Genomic DNA, 15363 nt, shown 5'->3' with positions numbered 1-15363 from the left:
ATGTGGAAGAACCGCACCGTGCTGGTCACCGGCGCCACCGCCGGTTTCGGCGCCGCCACCGCCCGACGCTTTGCCGCCGCCGGTGCCAATATGGTGATCTGCGGCCGCCGCACCGAGCGCCTGGAGGCTCTCAAGGCCGAACTGGGGGGCGTTCCCTGCCACGCCGCGACCTTGGATGTTCGCGATGGCGCCGCCGTGGCGGCCTTTGCCGCCGCCCTGCCCTGGCCGGTGGACGTCCTGGTCAACAATGCCGGCCTGGCCTTGGGGCTGGAACCGGCCCAGGCCGCTGACCTGAACGACTGGGAAACCATGATCGACACCAATATCAAGGGCCTGATGTACATGACCCGCGCCATCCTGCCCGGTATGGTGGAGCGCAACCGGGGTCATGTGGTCAATATCAGCTCGGTCGCCGGGACCTATCCCTATCCCGGCGGCAACATGTATGGCGCCACCAAGGCCGCCGTCACCCAGTTCTCGCTGAATCTCATCGCCGATCTGGTCAAGACCAAGGTGCGGGTGACCAATATCGAGCCCGGCATGTGCGGCGGCAGCGAGTTCTCCCAGGTGCGGTTCCATGGCGACGCCGAAAAAGCCGCCAAGGTCTATGAAGGCACCGAGCCCCTGACCGCCGAAGACATCGCCGAGGCGGTGTTCTGGTCGGCCTCCCTGCCCGCCCACGTCAACATCAACCGCATCGAGATGATGCCGGTTTGTCAGGCTTCGGCGGCCTTCGCGGTTCACCGCTCTTAATCAGGCTCCACCCGGGGGGCTTTTGCCCCCGGTCCCCCGATCGGGAAGCACAGCTTCCCGAACCCTTCGGTGCCGCGAAGCGAAGAAATCCTACTTCCGCACCACCAGCGCCACGCCGACGGCCGTGGCCGCCATGCCGGCCAAGGCGACCGGCGTCAGGGCCTCGTCGAACAGCAGCCAGGCCAGCAGCGCCGTCATGGGTGGCACCAGGTAGAAGAAGCTGGCCACCTTGGCGGCCTCGCCCAGCCGGATCAGGGTCATCAGCAGGCTGATGGCGCCCAGGGACAGCACCAGCACCAGCCAACCCAGCGCCAGGATGAAGGGCAGAGTCCATTGGATGGACATAGTCTCGGTGGCCAGCGCCACCGGAGCCGTCACCGCCAGGGCGGCCGAATATTGGATCAGCGTGCCGGTGCGCAGGTCCATGCCCGTGCAGAAGCGCTTCTGATAAAGAGTGCCGCCGGTGATGCCCAGCAGGGCCGCCACGGCGAAGGCCATGCCGTCCCAGCCGAATCCGTCGAAGCTTACCCCCGTCAACCGGGTGGACAGCACCAGGGCAACGCCTACCAGACCAAGGGCGAGGCCGCCCCACTGGCGGGGGCCGACCGTCTCGCCCAGCAGCGGCCCCACCACGGCGGCGGTCAACAGCGGCTGCAGCCCGGCCACCAAGGCGGTGAGACCGGAGGGCACCCCCAGACGGATGGCGGCGAAGACGCCTCCAAGGTAGATGGCATGCACCAGCAGTCCCGACACGGCAAGATGCAGCCACAGCTTGGGATCGGTCGGGAACCGCGCGCGGCACAGTCCGACCACGGCCCCCAGCAGGATGATGACGATGACGAAGCGCAACACCAGGAAGGTGAAGGGCTCGGCATAAGGAAGTCCATACTTGGCGCCGATGAAGCCGGTGCTCCACAGCAGAACGAACACGCCCGGCATGGCCCTGGTCCAGGCGTGGTCCCGCATGGGCGTCGTCACCCTTCGGCCTTGGGCGGCTCTGCCGGTTGAGGCCGCTGGGGCGGAGCCTCGCCGCCGGTCCAGAACACCCAGGTGGAGGCCAGCCAGACAACCATGCTGATCAAGCCGGCCACCTTGGGCGGCACACCGAAAACCTTGGGCAGGACCAGCAGCAAGGTAATGCCGCCGACGAAGCCGCAGGCCGTCCAGGCGGCACCGATCACGTGGCGCGGCAGACCTTTCTTGCGGGGAGATGGGCTCATGGATCAGGGCCTGACATCGATATAGTTGACGACTTTGCGGATACCCTCGCCTTCCCTCAGGCGGGAAACGGCCTTTTTGGCCTCTTCCTGCGAGCGGGCCCGGCCGATGACGTAGAGATTGCCGTAGGAATCCACGGTGGTGCGGAAATTGACGTCGGCGACGCCCTTGGTGCCGATCAGCCGGCCCTGGGCCTTGATCCCCATCTCCACCGTATCCGCCCAACTGGGCAGGGTCTTGCGCTTGGGGTCGTCCTTGGGCAGGTAGGTCACGTGCCAGTAAAGCTTCTTAACGCCTTCGATGCTCCGCACATCCTGCTGGAACTGATCGTAGGTCGACTTATCGTCGAACAGGCCGGTGATCAGAAGGCGCTGCTCGTAGATCTCCGTGGACGCCTTGATGGTCGTGTGCTTGCCCATATAGCCGTTGACCTTGGCGACGATCAGATTGTCCTTGGCGATGTCCGAAGCCGAGCGCGCCTCGATGGCCCGGTCGATGAGAGTCTTCGGGGCGGTCAGCACATCCATCAACTGCGCCTGGGCCGGCTGGGCGGCGACGATGGCGGCAAGGATGACGACGAGACGGCGCATGGTGCACTTCCGTGACATTGGCGTTACCGTCAAACCATACAGGCCAAGACCCACGGCGCCAATCGGCTATTTGGTCGATGCCTTGAGGTGCTTGTGGACCGCCTGGCGCGAGATTCCCAGCTCCTTGCCGATGCGAGCCAAGGACCATTCGGGATTGGCCTGCTTCAGGGCGCGGGCCCGGTCCTTGGTGGATTGTCCCGGCGCCCGGGTGCTCAATGCCTTGGACAAGGCTTGGAAATCGGCGACCAGGATGCCGTAGCCGCTGCAATCATCGCCGCCTCGTCCGGACCAGAATTCCAGGCGAGCGGAAAAGTCGGCTATGGTCACGGCCGGCCGGCCCCTGCCCCAGGCGGCCTCCACCTGCCGCCGGCGGGCGGCACAGGCCGGTGGGAGGGCCGGCGGGAGGGTCTCGGTGTCCGAGACCAGTTCCATTTGCCGCAGCCGCGCATCCCAACGAAGGCATTCCTCTCGCGCAGCCTCGACGCTGGCGGGCATGGGGTGTGCGGCTGCCACCGCGGCGTCCAGGGCCGCGGCGGTATCGCACCCCTCACCCGCCGCGACGAAGATTTCCTCGAACTCCGTGGGCCGCAGCACGGCTTCGACACTGCCATGGCGGGCGATCAGCATTTCCCGCTCGTCCATGCGGCTGAGTTCGCGCAGGCGGCGCAGGCGCACCGCACGAATGATGGCTCCGGGCTTGGCCCCCTCCTCGTGCAGGCGCAGGGCCTGCATGGCGGCCTCCGCGCCATCGCCGGTGCGCCGGGCCCAACGGCGCGCCAGAATGTCCAATCCGGCGGGATAGCTGCCCCATTCCAGATCGCAGAACGCCCGCGCCCGCTCCAGCGCCTCGTCTTGCTCGGCCTCGGTCTCGGATTCGTAGAGGGCCAGCATCCCCTCCAGGCGGTCGAGGGCCTTATCCTCCCGCCCCTGGCTCATCAGATCGAAAAGGTCCATATCCCCCTCGTCAACACTTGGGTTGACGGTGCTACGGCCCGGTCGGGCTGTCAAGATGGCGCAGCGCTTCCGGTCAATTGCTCGGGGAATTTCCGTCTTGGCGCTCTGCCGCCACTCTGGCGACCACGGCCTTGATCAGGCTGGGAGGCGCCGTCATGACCGAGTACCCTTCCCCGGCAAGTCGGGCAGTCACGGCAGCAAGAAGAAAGCGCGGTATCATGGCGGCCTCCGTCAGAGCGACGGGAGTTACTGACAGTAAAAGCCTAGCATCGCAGCCATGAAAAAGCCGTTAATCGGCCAAATCCCCTAGGCAGTATCCCCAATGCCATTTCCGACCAACTGGCCCTATGATCAATATTGACGGAATGCAGGAGGGTGCGGTGACCAACCTCGAGCCCATCTCAGCCGAGGCGCAGATGATCCTGGCCGAGCTTCGCGGCCTGCGCGACGAGGTGCTGTCCACGCACCAGGAGGCGCGAGCCACCCTGGTCGCCATCCGCGAAATGGTCGACGAATTGCACCGAGTCCAACGCTCGGAATCCAATATCGAGCAGGAATTGACCGATGTCGCCAACCGGCTGGGTGACGCCCTGGATGGCGCCCAGCCCTCCCTGTCCAGCTGTACCGTTTGCGGTTCCGATGTGGAGCGGCACGCGGCCGAGAACGGCATCTTGCTGATCTGCAAGGCCTGCGGCCATACGGCCTTCGCCGAGCGCCGGAGCAACCAGGACAGGCGCCATGGCTTCGAGCGCCGCTGCATGGGGCAGATGGTGGTCGAGGATCCGGCCGAGCCAGTGCCCGAGGGCATCGACTGGACAAGTCCCGAGGCATAAAAAAACCCGCCGGCGAAACCGGCGGGCTTTCGAGGTCTTGGTGGGTCCGCCGGGACTCGAACCCGGGACCTCTCGATTAAAAGTCGCTTGCTCTACCAACTGAGCTACGGACCCGAAAAGGGCGCTCACCATAGGCAGGCGAGCGCCTTTCGTCAATGACGGCAAACCCTCTATTTCTTGACGTCGGCCAGAACCTGCATGCGGATCAGCTTATCAGGCTTGGAAACGATGCCGTTGTCGCCCGGATCGCCCGCCTTGATGCGGTCGACGCTTTCCATGCCGTCCACCACGCGGCCGATGGCGGTATAGCGGCCGTCCAGGCTGGGGGCCGAGCCGAACATGATGAAGAACTGGGAATCGGCGCTGTCCGGGCTTGCCGAACGGGCCATGCCCACCACACCGCGTACGAAGGGCTCGCCCGTGAATTCCGCCCGCAGCTTGACGCCGGACCCACCGGTGCCGGTGCCGGTGGGGTCGCCGCCCTGAGCCATGAAGCCGGGAATGACGCGGTGGAATACCGTGCCGTCATAGAACCCCTTGCGGGTCAGCTCCTTGACGCGGGCCACGTGCTTTGGGGCCAGATCGGGGCGCAGTTCGATGGTCACTTTGCCAGTGGGAAGTTCCAGCAGCAGGGTATTTTCCGGATCGGCGGCCAGGGCCGGATGGGCGGCGGCCAGGACCAGGGCAGCGACGGCAATCAGCAAACGCTTCAGCATGGTATCAACCCTCAGCATCAGCAGCGACACGGAGCGTGACGATGCAATCGGGATCGGTGACCGCCCCCGAGCGCGGTGCGCCCTTCTTGATGTTGTCCACCAGATCCATGCCTTCGACCACCTGGCCCCAGATGGTGTACTGGCGGTCCAGGTAGGACTGGGTGTCAAAGCAGATGAAAAACTGGGAATCGGCGCTGTCGGGCGACTGGGCGCGGGCCATGGAGCAGGTGCCGCGCACATGCTTGCCGGCATTGAACTCCGCCTTTAGCTTGGTGCCCGAGCCACCGGTGCCGGTGCCCAGCGGGCAGCCAGTCTGGGCCATGAAGCCCTCGATCACCCGATGAAACTTGATGCCGTCATAGAACTTGGCGCGCGCCAGTTCCTTGATGCGGGCCACGTGATTGGGGGCGAGGTCGGGGCGCAGTTCAATGACGACGCGGCCGTCCTTCAGGTCGAGATACAGGGTGTTTTCCAGATCCACGGGGGTCTTCCTTAAGCCGAGAAGCCGAATTTTTCATCAAGCTGCGCCTTGACGCGCGGGCTGACGAACTGAGAGATGTCGCCGCCCAGGCGGCCGATTTCCTTGACGAAACGGGATGAAATGAACTGGCAGCGCTCCGAGGCCATCAGAAAGATGGTCTCGATGTCGGGGGACAGCCGCGCATTCATGCCCGCCATCTGGAATTCGTATTCAAAGTCCGACACGGCGCGCAGGCCGCGCACGATCAGGTTGGCGCCGCAACCCGCGGTGAAATCCACCAGCAAGGTGTCGAAGGAGCGAACCTCGATGCTTGCGCCGATGGATTGAGCCAGTTCGGCCATTTCCAACTCGGCCATGGCCACCCGTTCCTCCAGCGTGAACAGCGGCCCCTTGCCGGCATTGGCGGCCACGGCGACGATCAGGTGATCGACCACCCGGGCGGCCCGGGCGACGATGTCCATGTGGCCGTTGGTCACCGGGTCGAAGGTCCCGGGATAAAGACCGACGCGCTTAGGCATCCTCGCCTCCCGCCATATCCTCGGCTGCATCCCCGGCTCCCTCGTCCGTCTCGTCGGGCTCGTCGCCATTGCTTCCGATATCGCACAGTCTGGCCGCCGATACCACCCGCTCATTCTCGGCGGTGCGCAGCAGGGTCACGCCCTGGGTCTTGCGCCCGGCGATGCGGATGTCGTCCACCGGCATGCGGATCAGCTTGCCACCATCGCTGACCAGCATGATGTCATCCTCGTGGTTGACGGGGAAGGACGCCACCACCAGACCGGTCTTGGCGGTCATGTCCAGGTTGGCGATACCCGAACCGCCGCGACCGGTGATGCGGTACTCGAAGGCCGAGGTGCGCTTGCCGAAGCCGTTTTCGGTGACGGTCAGGATGAATTGCTGCTCGGCGACCATCTTGTCCATCTGATCGGCCGGCAGGTCGCCCTTGAGGAAGGCGTCGCGGGTTTCGGAATCGTAGTCGGTGTGGCGCAGGATGGACATGGAGATGACCTCGTCCTCCCCATCCAGCCGGATGCCGCGCACGCCGGTGGAATCGCGGCTCTTGAACTCGCGCACGTCCTGCACCGGGAAGCGGATGGCCTTGCCCCGGTGGGTGGCCAGCAGCACGTCGTCGCTTTCGGCCGAACAGGTCTGCACCGAGATCAGCCGCTCGCCCTCGCCCAGCTTCATGGCGATCTTGCCGTTGGCGCGCACCTCGGTGAAGTCGGACAGCGGATTGCGCCGCACGTCGCCCTTGGAGGTGACGAACATGACGTGCAGGTCGCCCCAGGTGGTCTCGTCCTCGGGCAAGGGCATGATGGTGGAGATGGTCTCGCCATCATCCAGCGGCAGCAGATTGACCATGGCCTTGCCGCGGGCCTGGGGATTGCCCAGCGGCAGGCGGTAGACCTTCAGCTTGTAGGCGATGCCGGTAGACGAGAAGAACAGCACCGGCGTGTGGGTGTTGACCACGAACACCTGGGTGAGGAAATCCTCGTCCTTGATGTTCATGCCGGAACGGCCCTTGCCGCCGCGCTTCTGGGCGCGATAGGCCGACAGCGGCACCCGCTTGATGTAGCCGGTGTTGGTCACCGTCACCACCATATCCTCGCGGGCGATAAGGTCTTCGATATCGGCCTCGAACTCGTTTTCCTCGATGGTGGTGCGACGCGGCGTGGCGAACTGCTCGCGGATCTCCATCAACTCGCCGCGCATCACTTCCATCAGGCGGGGACGCGACGACAGAATCAGCAGGTATGCCTCGATCTGATGGCCGATCTCGCGCAGTTCGTCGCCGATCTTATCGCGCTCGAGGCCGGTCAGGCGATGCAGGCGCAGATCCAGGATGGCCTTGGCCTGAACCTCGGACAGACGGTAACAGCCGTCCTCGATGGCGCGACCGGGCTCGTCGATCAGGCGGATCAGCGGCTCCACGTCGCCCACCGGCCAGGCCCGGGTCATCAGCTTCTCGCGCGCCTCGCCCGGATCGGGGGCGGCGCGGATCAGGCGGATCACCTCGTCGATATTGGCCACGGCGATGGCCAGACCGGCCAAGACGTGGGCGCGGTCCCGGGCCTTGCCCAGTTCGAAGATGGTGCGGCGGGTGATCACCTCCTCGCGGAAGGCGATGAAGGCGACGATGATGTCCCTGAGGGTCATCATCTCGGGGCGGCCACCATTGAGCGCCAGCGAGTTGACGCCAAAGCTGGTCTGCAGCGGCGTGAAACGGTAAAGCTGCGCCAGCACCACCTCGGCGATGGCGTCGCGCTTGATCTCCACCACCATCCGGACGCCGTCGCGGTCGGATTCGTCGCGCAGGTCGGAGATGCCCTCGATCTTCTTGTCGCGGACCAGCTCGGCGATCTGCTCGAGCATGCGGGCCTTGTTCACCTGATAGGGAATCTCGGTGACGACGATGGCCTCGCGGTCCTTGCGGACCTCCTCGATATGCACGCGCCCGCGCATCACCACCGAGCCCCTGCCCGTCAACTGCGCGGCACGGATGCCAGCACGGCCGAGAATGGTGCCGCCCGTGGGAAAGTCGGGGCCGGGAACCAGTTCCATCAGCCGTTCGACCGTCACTTCCGGGTCATCGATATAGGCGCAGCAGGCGTCGATCACCTCGCCCAGATTGTGGGGCGGGATGTTGGTGGCCATACCCACGGCGATACCACCGGCGCCATTGACCAGCAGGTTGGGATACCGGGCCGGCAACACCATGGGCTCATGGGTGGATTCGTCGTAATTGGCCTGGAAGTCGACGGTTTCCTTGTCGATATCCTCGAGCAGGGAATGGGCCGAGCGGGCCAGACGGGCCTCGGTATAGCGCATGGCCGCCGGCGGATCGCCGTCCATGGAGCCGAAATTGCCCTGCCCGTCCACCAGCGGCAGCCGCATGGAGAAATTCTGGGCCATGCGGACCATGGCGTCGTAAATGGCCGAATCGCCATGGGGGTGATACTTACCCATGACGTCGCCGACGATGCGGGCCGACTTTCGGAAGGGCTTGTTGAAGTGGTAGCCCGCCTCATTCATGGCGAACAGAATGCGGCGGTGGACCGGTTTCAACCCGTCGCGGACGTCGGGAAGCGCACGACTGACGATCACGCTCATGGCGTAATCGAGGTAGGAGCGCTTCATCTCGTCTTCGATGGTGACGGGAGTAATGTCGAATTGTGGCGACGCAGGGAGCGTGGTCAAAGAAATCTTCCCATCGGCTTCAAAAGAGCAACCAGAATTTGGGGTGGACACAGGTCCACGCGGGCGCACGCTACCAGATATCGTGAGTCCGGACAACCCGAGGGTATTGGGATGAACTCAGGGCCGCGCTCTGGCATAATGTCCTCAGGCGGCTCCTGCCTCGGGAAGAAGCATGAAGCACGAGATTTCAGCGGCCCAGGTGGTTTCGGCCAGGGCGTCGGATACCGGCGACGCGGTCCGCGTCGTCCTGGCCGACGAAGCGGGCGAGGAACATCTGGTGATCCTGCCTTTGGACCAACTGGCCCTGCTCTCGGCCTGGCTGGAACAGGCTGGGCGCGTTCCGGCCGAGGACTCGCCGCTGCCGGCCGCCGGCACGGGGTCGACGGTCCCGGCCCAATCGGTGGACCGCTGGACCATTCAGCCCGAGGCCGACGATGAGCATATCGTGCTGGGCTTCAAACTGGCCAAGGGCGCGGAAATGGCCCTTCGCATGCACCGCAGCGGCGTGGCCGCCTTTGCCAAGGCGTTGACCTCCATGCTGGGCCGCCTGCTTCCCGCCCCGCCAAGCAAGGCGAAGCATTAGCCCTTTCTCGGGGCGTCTCCATGCAATATGATCCGCGCCACATTTTTCCTAGGGGAGCCCAATCGCCATGGCTGGCAGCGTCAACAAGGTCATTCTCGTCGGCAATCTGGGCCGCGACCCGGAAGTCCGCACCTCGCAGGACGGGTCGAAGATCGTCAACCTGAACATCGCCACCTCCGAGACCTGGAAGGATCGTGGCACCGGCGAGCGCAAGGAGAAGACCGAGTGGCACCGGGTGGTCATCTTCAATCCCAATCTGGCCGACGTGGCCGAGCGCTACCTGCGCAAGGGCTCCAGCGTCTATGTCGAGGGTGCGCTGCAGACCCGCAAATGGACCGATCAGTCCGGCCAGGAGAAGTACACCACTGAGGTGGTGATCGGCCGCTTCAAGGGCGAGCTGACTCTGCTGGGCGGCCGTGAAGGCGGTGGCGGCGGTGGCGGCGGTGGTGGTGGTGGTGGCTATGACGACAGCCCGCGCCAGGGCGGAAGCGCCCCGCGCCAGGGTGGCGGCGGTGGCGGCGGCCAGTCCTGGGAGCCGCCGGCTGATTTGGATGACGAAATCCCGTTCTGAGTGCCAATTCGTACGAAGGCAAACGGCACCGCCCACAGGCGGTGCCGTTTTTCTTTGGGCCCGTGCCGACGCCCTCAGCGCTCGTGGAAGGACTGTTGGATCTGGGTGAAGATCGGCTTCAGCATGTATTGCAGCAAGGTCTTGTCGCCGGTGATGATTTCCGCTGTCACCGACATGCCGGGCTGAATGCCGTAGCGGCCGGGGGTCAGACCCACGTAATTGTGCTTCAGGTCGATGACGCCCTTGAAGAACGGATTGCCCTTCTCGTCGGCGAAGCTGGAGGCCGAGATCTTGGTCAGGGTGCCGTCCACCGCGCCATAGCGCGCGAAGTCGTAGGTGGTGACCTTGACGCGGACCGGCTGGCCGATCTTGAGATGGCCGACATCCTTGGTGTTGATCTTGGCGTCGACCTTCATCTGGGTCTCGACCGGAACCACTTCACAGACATTGCCGCCTGCCTGGATGACCGCTCCCTGGTTCTTGACGGTGAGACCCTTCACTAGTCCGCGCACCGGGGCGATGATTTCCAGGCGTGCCACCCGGTCTTCCAGGCGACCGATGCTTTCCTGTACCTGGGCCAGTTCATTGATGGTGGTGCCGAGGTCGTCCATGGTGGACTTCTGAAGCGACGATTTGTTGTCCATCAGGCGGTTTTCCACCTCGGACAGGGCCTCGCGTGCCGTGACTTCCTGGCCGATCAGACGGGCGAGTTCGCCCTGCACCCGTGACAATTCGCGCTTGGTATCCAGGAAAACCACCCGTGATACCAGACCCTTGGCGACCAGTTCCTGGCGCATGGTCATTTCTTCCTGCAGCGGCCCCAACTGCTCGCGCAGGGACCGCTCCTGGGATTCCAGCAGCCGGAGGTCGGAACGCTTCTGCTCCATCTGGGACAGGATCACCGAGCGCGAGGTGTCGCGAGCCTGGGACTGGCTGTTGAAAATGGCCATGTTGTCGGACATCAGCCGGTCATACCCCTTGGGCATGTTGCTGAAATCGGGCTGGCGCTCCTCTGCCAGGGCGCGCAGGCGCTCGGCCTTGATCAGCAGGGTGGCTTCGCGGGCCCTGGTCTGCTCCAGGTCGGAGATGGCCTGGGCGGCATTGAGCCGGACGATTGGTGCCCCCGCTTCAACCAGATCGCCGTCGCGGGCCAGAATATCCTGGACAATCCCACCTTCCAGATGCTGCACCGCCTGGACCTGGCCTGTGGGGATGATTTGCCCCTCGGCGGTAGCGATTTCCGGAACGTCGGTGAACGAGGCCCAGACCACGAAGGCAGCCGTGGTGGTGCTGGCCAGCAGCATGGTGAAGCGGATCAGGCCCGAGGTTCCGCTTTCTTCCAGTACCAGGGCCTGGGCGAGATGGCGCGACTGCCGGTTGGACAGCTTGACCAGGGACTTTCCGGTCGCGGCGGCCTGCGGCGTCTTGTCGGGCTGAGGGACGTTGACCAGGCTCTGGCCGGGGTTCGAATTCGTGCTCATGTCAGATCAGATCCGGCGGTATGCGGGCCCGGACCTCTTCGGCCGGACCTGCGAGACGCAGATAACCGCCATCGAACACCAGGATACGGTCGGCGACGCGCAAGTGACTGGGGCGATGGGTAACCATGAAGATGGTGGACTGGCCACGGAAATTCTCGACCGACTGCATGAAGGTACGGTCGCCCTCGAAATCAAGGCCGTTGACCGGCTCGTCGAACAGCATGATCGGGCTGCGCTTGAGATAGCCGCGCGCCAGGGACAGTTTCTGGACGAAGCTGGTGGGCAGATGCTCGGATGCGCCCTCGCCGATGCGGGTCTCGAGGCCACGCGGCAGGCTCATGATCTCCTCCCAGACGTCGGCCTGATCACAGGCCCAGCGGATGTCCGCATCGGTGGCGGTGGGATGGGCCAGGCGCAGGTTCTGCGCCACGGTGCCAAAGAACAGATTACACTGTTGCGGCGTGTACGAGATCATGTGCCGCATCTCGATGGGGTCGATCTGGCGGATATCGGTGGCGTCGATCTTCACGGCGCCGGCCTGGGGCGTGTAAAGGCCGAGAAGCACCTTGAGGATGGTTGACTTGCCCGAGCCGTTGCGGCCGGTGACGCAGACCACCTCGCCCGGCTCGACCTCGAAGGATACGCCGACCAGGGCCGGGTCGGACTCGTTATTATAGCGCAACGAGACGCGGGAAAAGACCACGCGCCCCTTGATGTTCTTCAGCGGCGCCACGATGGCCTTGGGGTCGCGCTCGGGCTTGATACCCATCAGGCCGTCGATCTGGCGGATGGACCCCCTCACCTGCTCCACCCGCTGCAGCATGGTGAAGCCGGTCTGGAGCGGCGACAGCACGCGCCACACCAGCATCATGGCCGCGATCAGGCCGCCGATGGACAGCGCGCCGTCGATGACGCCCAGCACACCCACCATGATGGTCGCCAGACCCGACGAGATGATCAGAATATTGGAGCCGGTGCTGATGGCCACGGCGAACATGCCGTTCTTGAACCCACCCATGGCCGCGCGGGCCGACATGTCGCGGTAGCGCTTGACCCAGGTGTGTTCGGCGGCGGCCAGCTTGACGGCACGCATTTTGCCCAGCGCCTCGACCAGGAATTCCTGGCGCCGCGAGCCGGCCCGCGAGGCGATGCCGACATTCTTGCGCACCACGGGCATCACCGCCCAGCCGCCCACCAGGAACAGCATGGTGCCGACCACGGGCACCAGGGCGATCACCCCGCCCAGCAAGGCGATGACGGTGAAATAGAAGATGGCGAAGGGCAGTTCCATGAACACCGTGGCCAAGGGTCCGGTGAAGAATTCGCGCACCGACTCGAAGTCCTTGATGCGGGCCACCTGGGCGCCAATGGTCGCCCGTTCCGTGAAACCGGGCGGCAATGCCAGGATGTGCTGGAAGATATTGTTGCCCATGATGTTGTCGAGACGGGCGCCGACGAAGGCCAGAATGCGGGCGCGGACCTCGCGCAGAACGGCATCGGCGGCCAATGCCATGGTGACGCCGATGGAGAGCGACACCAGCATGGAGTACGACTCGGCGCCGATCACCTTGTCGTAAACCGACATGGTGAACAGCGGCGTGCCCAGCGAGAAGACGTTGAGCACGAAGGTCACGAAGAACGCCTGCCAATACAGGGGACGGAAGCGCTCCAGCACGCTCTTGAACCAGCTGGCCGGCTTGGCGGCGGCGGCATCCCCTCCCAGGTTTGTAAAAAAATAGGCCGTCCCCACCACGCCGACCGTATCGAACTTGACGGTCAGTCCCTGGGAGCTGTCGAAGACTTCCGCCTCGCCATCGTCGGCGATCTTCTTGACCACCAGGGCGTGGCTCTCATCGGGCAGGAACAGGCAGGGCAGCAGCCGGGGGTCGATGACTTCCAGTTCCAGGCGCTCGGGGCGGCTGGAAAAATTCAGTGTCGCCATGACGTTGCGCAGACCGGTAAGGTCCAGGTCATTGGCGAAGTGCGGCAGGGATTCCGCCACGTGGCGGGGATCGCCTTTCCACCCAAGGGACTTCAGCAGCGGCAGCAGGCAGGCGGCCAGATCCGAGGCGGCAGAAAAGCCGCCCAAGGCGTTTTGCGCCAGCTGCTGCTCATACTGTTCGATCGCCTGCTGATTGGGCTTGTGCGACGGGGTGAAATTGGCCGCTGCGGTCATGCCGGCCCCCCTTGCGGCAACAGCCCGGCCGGCATGTCAGGGGTCATGGGCCGTTCCTCTCGCGGAGCCTTGGCGATCAGCGTCCCATCCTTGAGGTCGAACACGCGGTCGGCCAGCTTGACCAGCGACGGGCGCGGCGTCACCAGGACCAGGGTACGCTTGCCTTTGGCCCGCTCCAGCCAGACGCGCAGGAAGTTGTCGCCGGTAGTGTCCACCGCCGTATTGGCTTCGTCGAACAACACCACCCGGGGATTGTTGACCAGGGCGCGGGCGATGGCGATGCGCTGCTTGATGCCACGCGGCAGGGAATCATAGGCGCCATCGCCCACCGGGGTGTCGTAGCCCAGGGCCATGGTCGCCACCACTTCGTCCAGGCCGAGCAGCGCGGCGGTCTCCACCGCCACGTCGTCGAACTCCTTGCGGAACATGGTGATGTTCTGAAGGATCGTGCCCTGGAACAGCACGCCCATCTGCGGCAGAAAGGCGATGTGGTCGCGCACGCTCTGTGGCTCGAACATGGTCATGGGCTGACCGTCGACCAGCACCTCTCCGGTGGTTGGCTTGATGGCCCCTTGCATCAGGGTCAGCAACGTGGTCTTGCCACTGCCGTTCCCGCCGGAAATGGCAATACACTCGCCCTCGCGGATATCGATGGAGGCGTGCTGGATGATGACCGGCAGCTTTTCCCCGTAGCGGAAAGTGCAGTCCTTCAGCTCCAGCGCCCCCTTGGGCGAGGTCATCTTGGGCAGGCCCTTGGCCGATTCCGGCTTCAGCTTGAACAGTTCGCTGAGACGGTGGCGGGCCAGCATGAAGGACTGGAAGCGGGTCCACACCCCCAGCGCCTTCTGGATGGGCGCCATGGCCCGGCCGGCCAGCATGGAGCACGCCGCCAGACCGCCGGTGGTCATCTCGCCGTTGAGAACCACCAGGGCTCCGAACATGGCGACGCAGACGGTGGTGGCCTGGGAGAAGAACGACGAGACACCCATGGCGGTCGACGAGTTCAGCGCCACCTGATAGGCACCCTCGGCGCAGGTCTCCTGCAGGCGTTCGTAGCGGCGCACCATCTGCGCCTCCATGGCGAAGGCCTTGACGCTGTGAATGCCGCCCAACACCTCGATGATGAAGTTGAAACGCCTGTCGTCGGCAATCATGCGTTTTTGCAGCGCGCCGCGCAGCTTGCCGCCCAGGATGATGGCCGTGACGCAGAACAGCACCAGGATGGTGATGGGCACGAAGACCAGAATGCCGCCCATCATGGCCACCAGGCTGAGATACAGAATGGCGAACGGCAGATCCAGCAGGGTCAGCATGGCCTGCCCGGCATAGAACTCGCGCACCGTCGCCAGGGAGTTCATGCGCTCGAGATGGGCGCCGGAACCATCCTTCTCGAACTCGTCGACACCGGCCATCACAAGATGGTTCAGGGCGGTGCAGCCGGCATTGTGCTCGAACTTGGCCCCCACCCAGCCGGTGATCCACGAACGGCAGAAATTCAGGGTGGATTCCAGCAGCAGGGCGCCCAGCACGGCGCCCATCAGGAACACCATGGTCCCCACCGACTTGTTGGGAAGAATGCGGTCGTAGACCTGCAGCAGGGCCATGGGCAGCGCCAGGCCGAGAATATTGAGGAACAACGACGCCATGGCGAGGTCGAACAGGTTGCTCTTCAATGTGGACAGGGAAGCGATGCTGAACGCCGGGGCGTCGGCTGCACTCTGCTGTCCGGCCGCGGGATCACTCATTGCGTAAGCACCACGGGCTGCACGCCGCGCTCCCTCAAACACCAACAAAACCGCCGCCCCCGGC

General features: G+C 64.6%; 15 protein-coding genes and 1 tRNA gene. 4 read left to right on the top strand and 12 right to left on the bottom strand.

All coding sequences use genetic code 11. The features are described 5' to 3' along the window. The gene (locus AMB_RS12070) at positions 1 to 753 is read left to right on the top strand and encodes an SDR family NAD(P)-dependent oxidoreductase (RefSeq protein ID WP_011384786.1); all 753 of its coding nucleotides are present in this window, start codon (positions 1 to 3) and stop codon (positions 751 to 753) included. Between the two features lie 90 nt (positions 754 to 843). Here AMB_RS12070 and AMB_RS12065 read toward each other — a convergent pair whose 3' ends face one another. The 4 genes from AMB_RS12065 to AMB_RS12050 form a co-directional block, all read right to left on the bottom strand. Beyond that, positions 844 to 1719, bottom strand: coding sequence for a DMT family transporter (locus tag AMB_RS12065; RefSeq protein WP_043744366.1), 876 nt, complete (start codon positions 1717 to 1719; stop codon positions 844 to 846). Positions 1720 to 1727: 8 nt separating this feature from the next. Then, positions 1728 to 1973, bottom strand: a complete 246-nt coding sequence (locus AMB_RS12060; protein WP_011384784.1) for a hypothetical protein — start codon at positions 1971 to 1973, stop codon at positions 1728 to 1730. Positions 1974 to 1976: 3 nt separating this feature from the next. Continuing rightward, positions 1977 to 2561, bottom strand: a complete 585-nt coding sequence (locus tag AMB_RS12055) for a BON domain-containing protein (RefSeq protein WP_148207400.1) — start codon at positions 2559 to 2561, stop codon at positions 1977 to 1979. Between the two features lie 66 nt (positions 2562 to 2627). After that, positions 2628 to 3515, bottom strand: a complete 888-nt coding sequence (locus AMB_RS12050; RefSeq protein WP_011384782.1) for an HTH domain-containing protein — start codon at positions 3513 to 3515, stop codon at positions 2628 to 2630. Positions 3516 to 3895: 380 nt separating this feature from the next. Between AMB_RS12050 and AMB_RS12045 the strand changes: the two genes are divergently transcribed. Then, a complete protein-coding gene (locus AMB_RS12045; protein WP_043746602.1) occupies positions 3896 to 4348 on the top strand; it encodes a hypothetical protein in 453 nt (150 codons plus the stop codon). A gap of 38 nt (positions 4349 to 4386) precedes the next feature. Here AMB_RS12045 and AMB_RS12040 read toward each other — a convergent pair. The 5 genes from AMB_RS12040 to gyrA all read right to left on the bottom strand — a co-directional run bounded on the left by AMB_RS12040 (position 4387) and on the right by gyrA (position 8743). Then, positions 4387 to 4462: transfer RNA gene (locus tag AMB_RS12040), tRNA-Lys, on the bottom strand. Positions 4463 to 4518: 56 nt separating this feature from the next. Then, positions 4519 to 5064 (bottom strand): peptidylprolyl isomerase, encoded by a 546-nt coding sequence (locus AMB_RS12035; protein WP_011384780.1) that lies wholly within the window; start codon positions 5062 to 5064, stop codon positions 4519 to 4521. 4 nt (positions 5065 to 5068) lie between these two features. Continuing rightward, complete coding sequence (locus tag AMB_RS12030; protein WP_011384779.1) at positions 5069 to 5545, bottom strand: peptidylprolyl isomerase; 477 nt, start codon at positions 5543 to 5545, stop codon at positions 5069 to 5071. 11 nt (positions 5546 to 5556) lie between these two features. Continuing rightward, positions 5557 to 6063, bottom strand: a complete 507-nt coding sequence (coaD, locus tag AMB_RS12025; protein ID WP_011384778.1) for a pantetheine-phosphate adenylyltransferase — start codon at positions 6061 to 6063, stop codon at positions 5557 to 5559. Next, on the bottom strand, positions 6056 to 8743 hold the full coding sequence (gene gyrA / locus AMB_RS12020; RefSeq protein ID WP_011384777.1) for a DNA gyrase subunit A: 2688 nt from the start codon (positions 8741 to 8743) through the stop codon (positions 6056 to 6058). Before gyrA ends, coaD begins: the two co-directional genes overlap by 8 nt. Positions 8744 to 8915: 172 nt before the next feature. Here gyrA and AMB_RS12015 point away from each other — a divergent pair, with 172 nt between their 5' ends. Then, entirely contained in the window at positions 8916 to 9326 is a 411-nt protein-coding gene (locus AMB_RS12015) for a hypothetical protein (RefSeq protein ID WP_011384776.1), read from the top strand. 67 nt (positions 9327 to 9393) lie between these two features. Next, positions 9394 to 9897 carry a single-stranded DNA-binding protein gene (ssb, locus tag AMB_RS12010; RefSeq protein WP_011384775.1) on the top strand — a complete coding sequence of 168 codons (504 nt, stop codon included), beginning with the start codon at positions 9394 to 9396 and terminating at the stop codon, positions 9895 to 9897. Between the two features lie 74 nt (positions 9898 to 9971). Here ssb and AMB_RS12005 read toward each other — a convergent pair whose 3' ends face one another. The 3 genes from AMB_RS12005 to AMB_RS11995 are packed head-to-tail and all read right to left on the bottom strand — an operon-like array spanning position 9972 to position 15299. After that, complete coding sequence (locus AMB_RS12005) at positions 9972 to 11378, bottom strand: HlyD family type I secretion periplasmic adaptor subunit (protein WP_011384774.1); 1407 nt, start codon at positions 11376 to 11378, stop codon at positions 9972 to 9974. A 1-nt stretch (position 11379) separates the two neighbouring features. After that, on the bottom strand, positions 11380 to 13554 hold the full coding sequence (locus AMB_RS12000) for a peptidase domain-containing ABC transporter (RefSeq protein ID WP_011384773.1): 2175 nt from the start codon (positions 13552 to 13554) through the stop codon (positions 11380 to 11382). Next, positions 13551 to 15299, bottom strand: coding sequence for a peptidase domain-containing ABC transporter (locus AMB_RS11995; RefSeq protein WP_148207399.1), 1749 nt, complete (start codon positions 15297 to 15299; stop codon positions 13551 to 13553). Before AMB_RS11995 ends, AMB_RS12000 begins: the two co-directional genes overlap by 4 nt. Between the last annotated feature and the right edge of the window lie 64 nt (positions 15300 to 15363).

The organism is Paramagnetospirillum magneticum AMB-1, from assembly GCF_000009985.1.
In the GTDB taxonomy this organism is placed as follows: Bacteria; Pseudomonadota; Alphaproteobacteria; order Rhodospirillales; family Magnetospirillaceae; genus Phaeospirillum; species Phaeospirillum magneticum.
The sequence above is the reverse complement of the archived record's forward strand: the minus strand, read 5'-3'. Positions and strand labels throughout refer to the sequence as shown.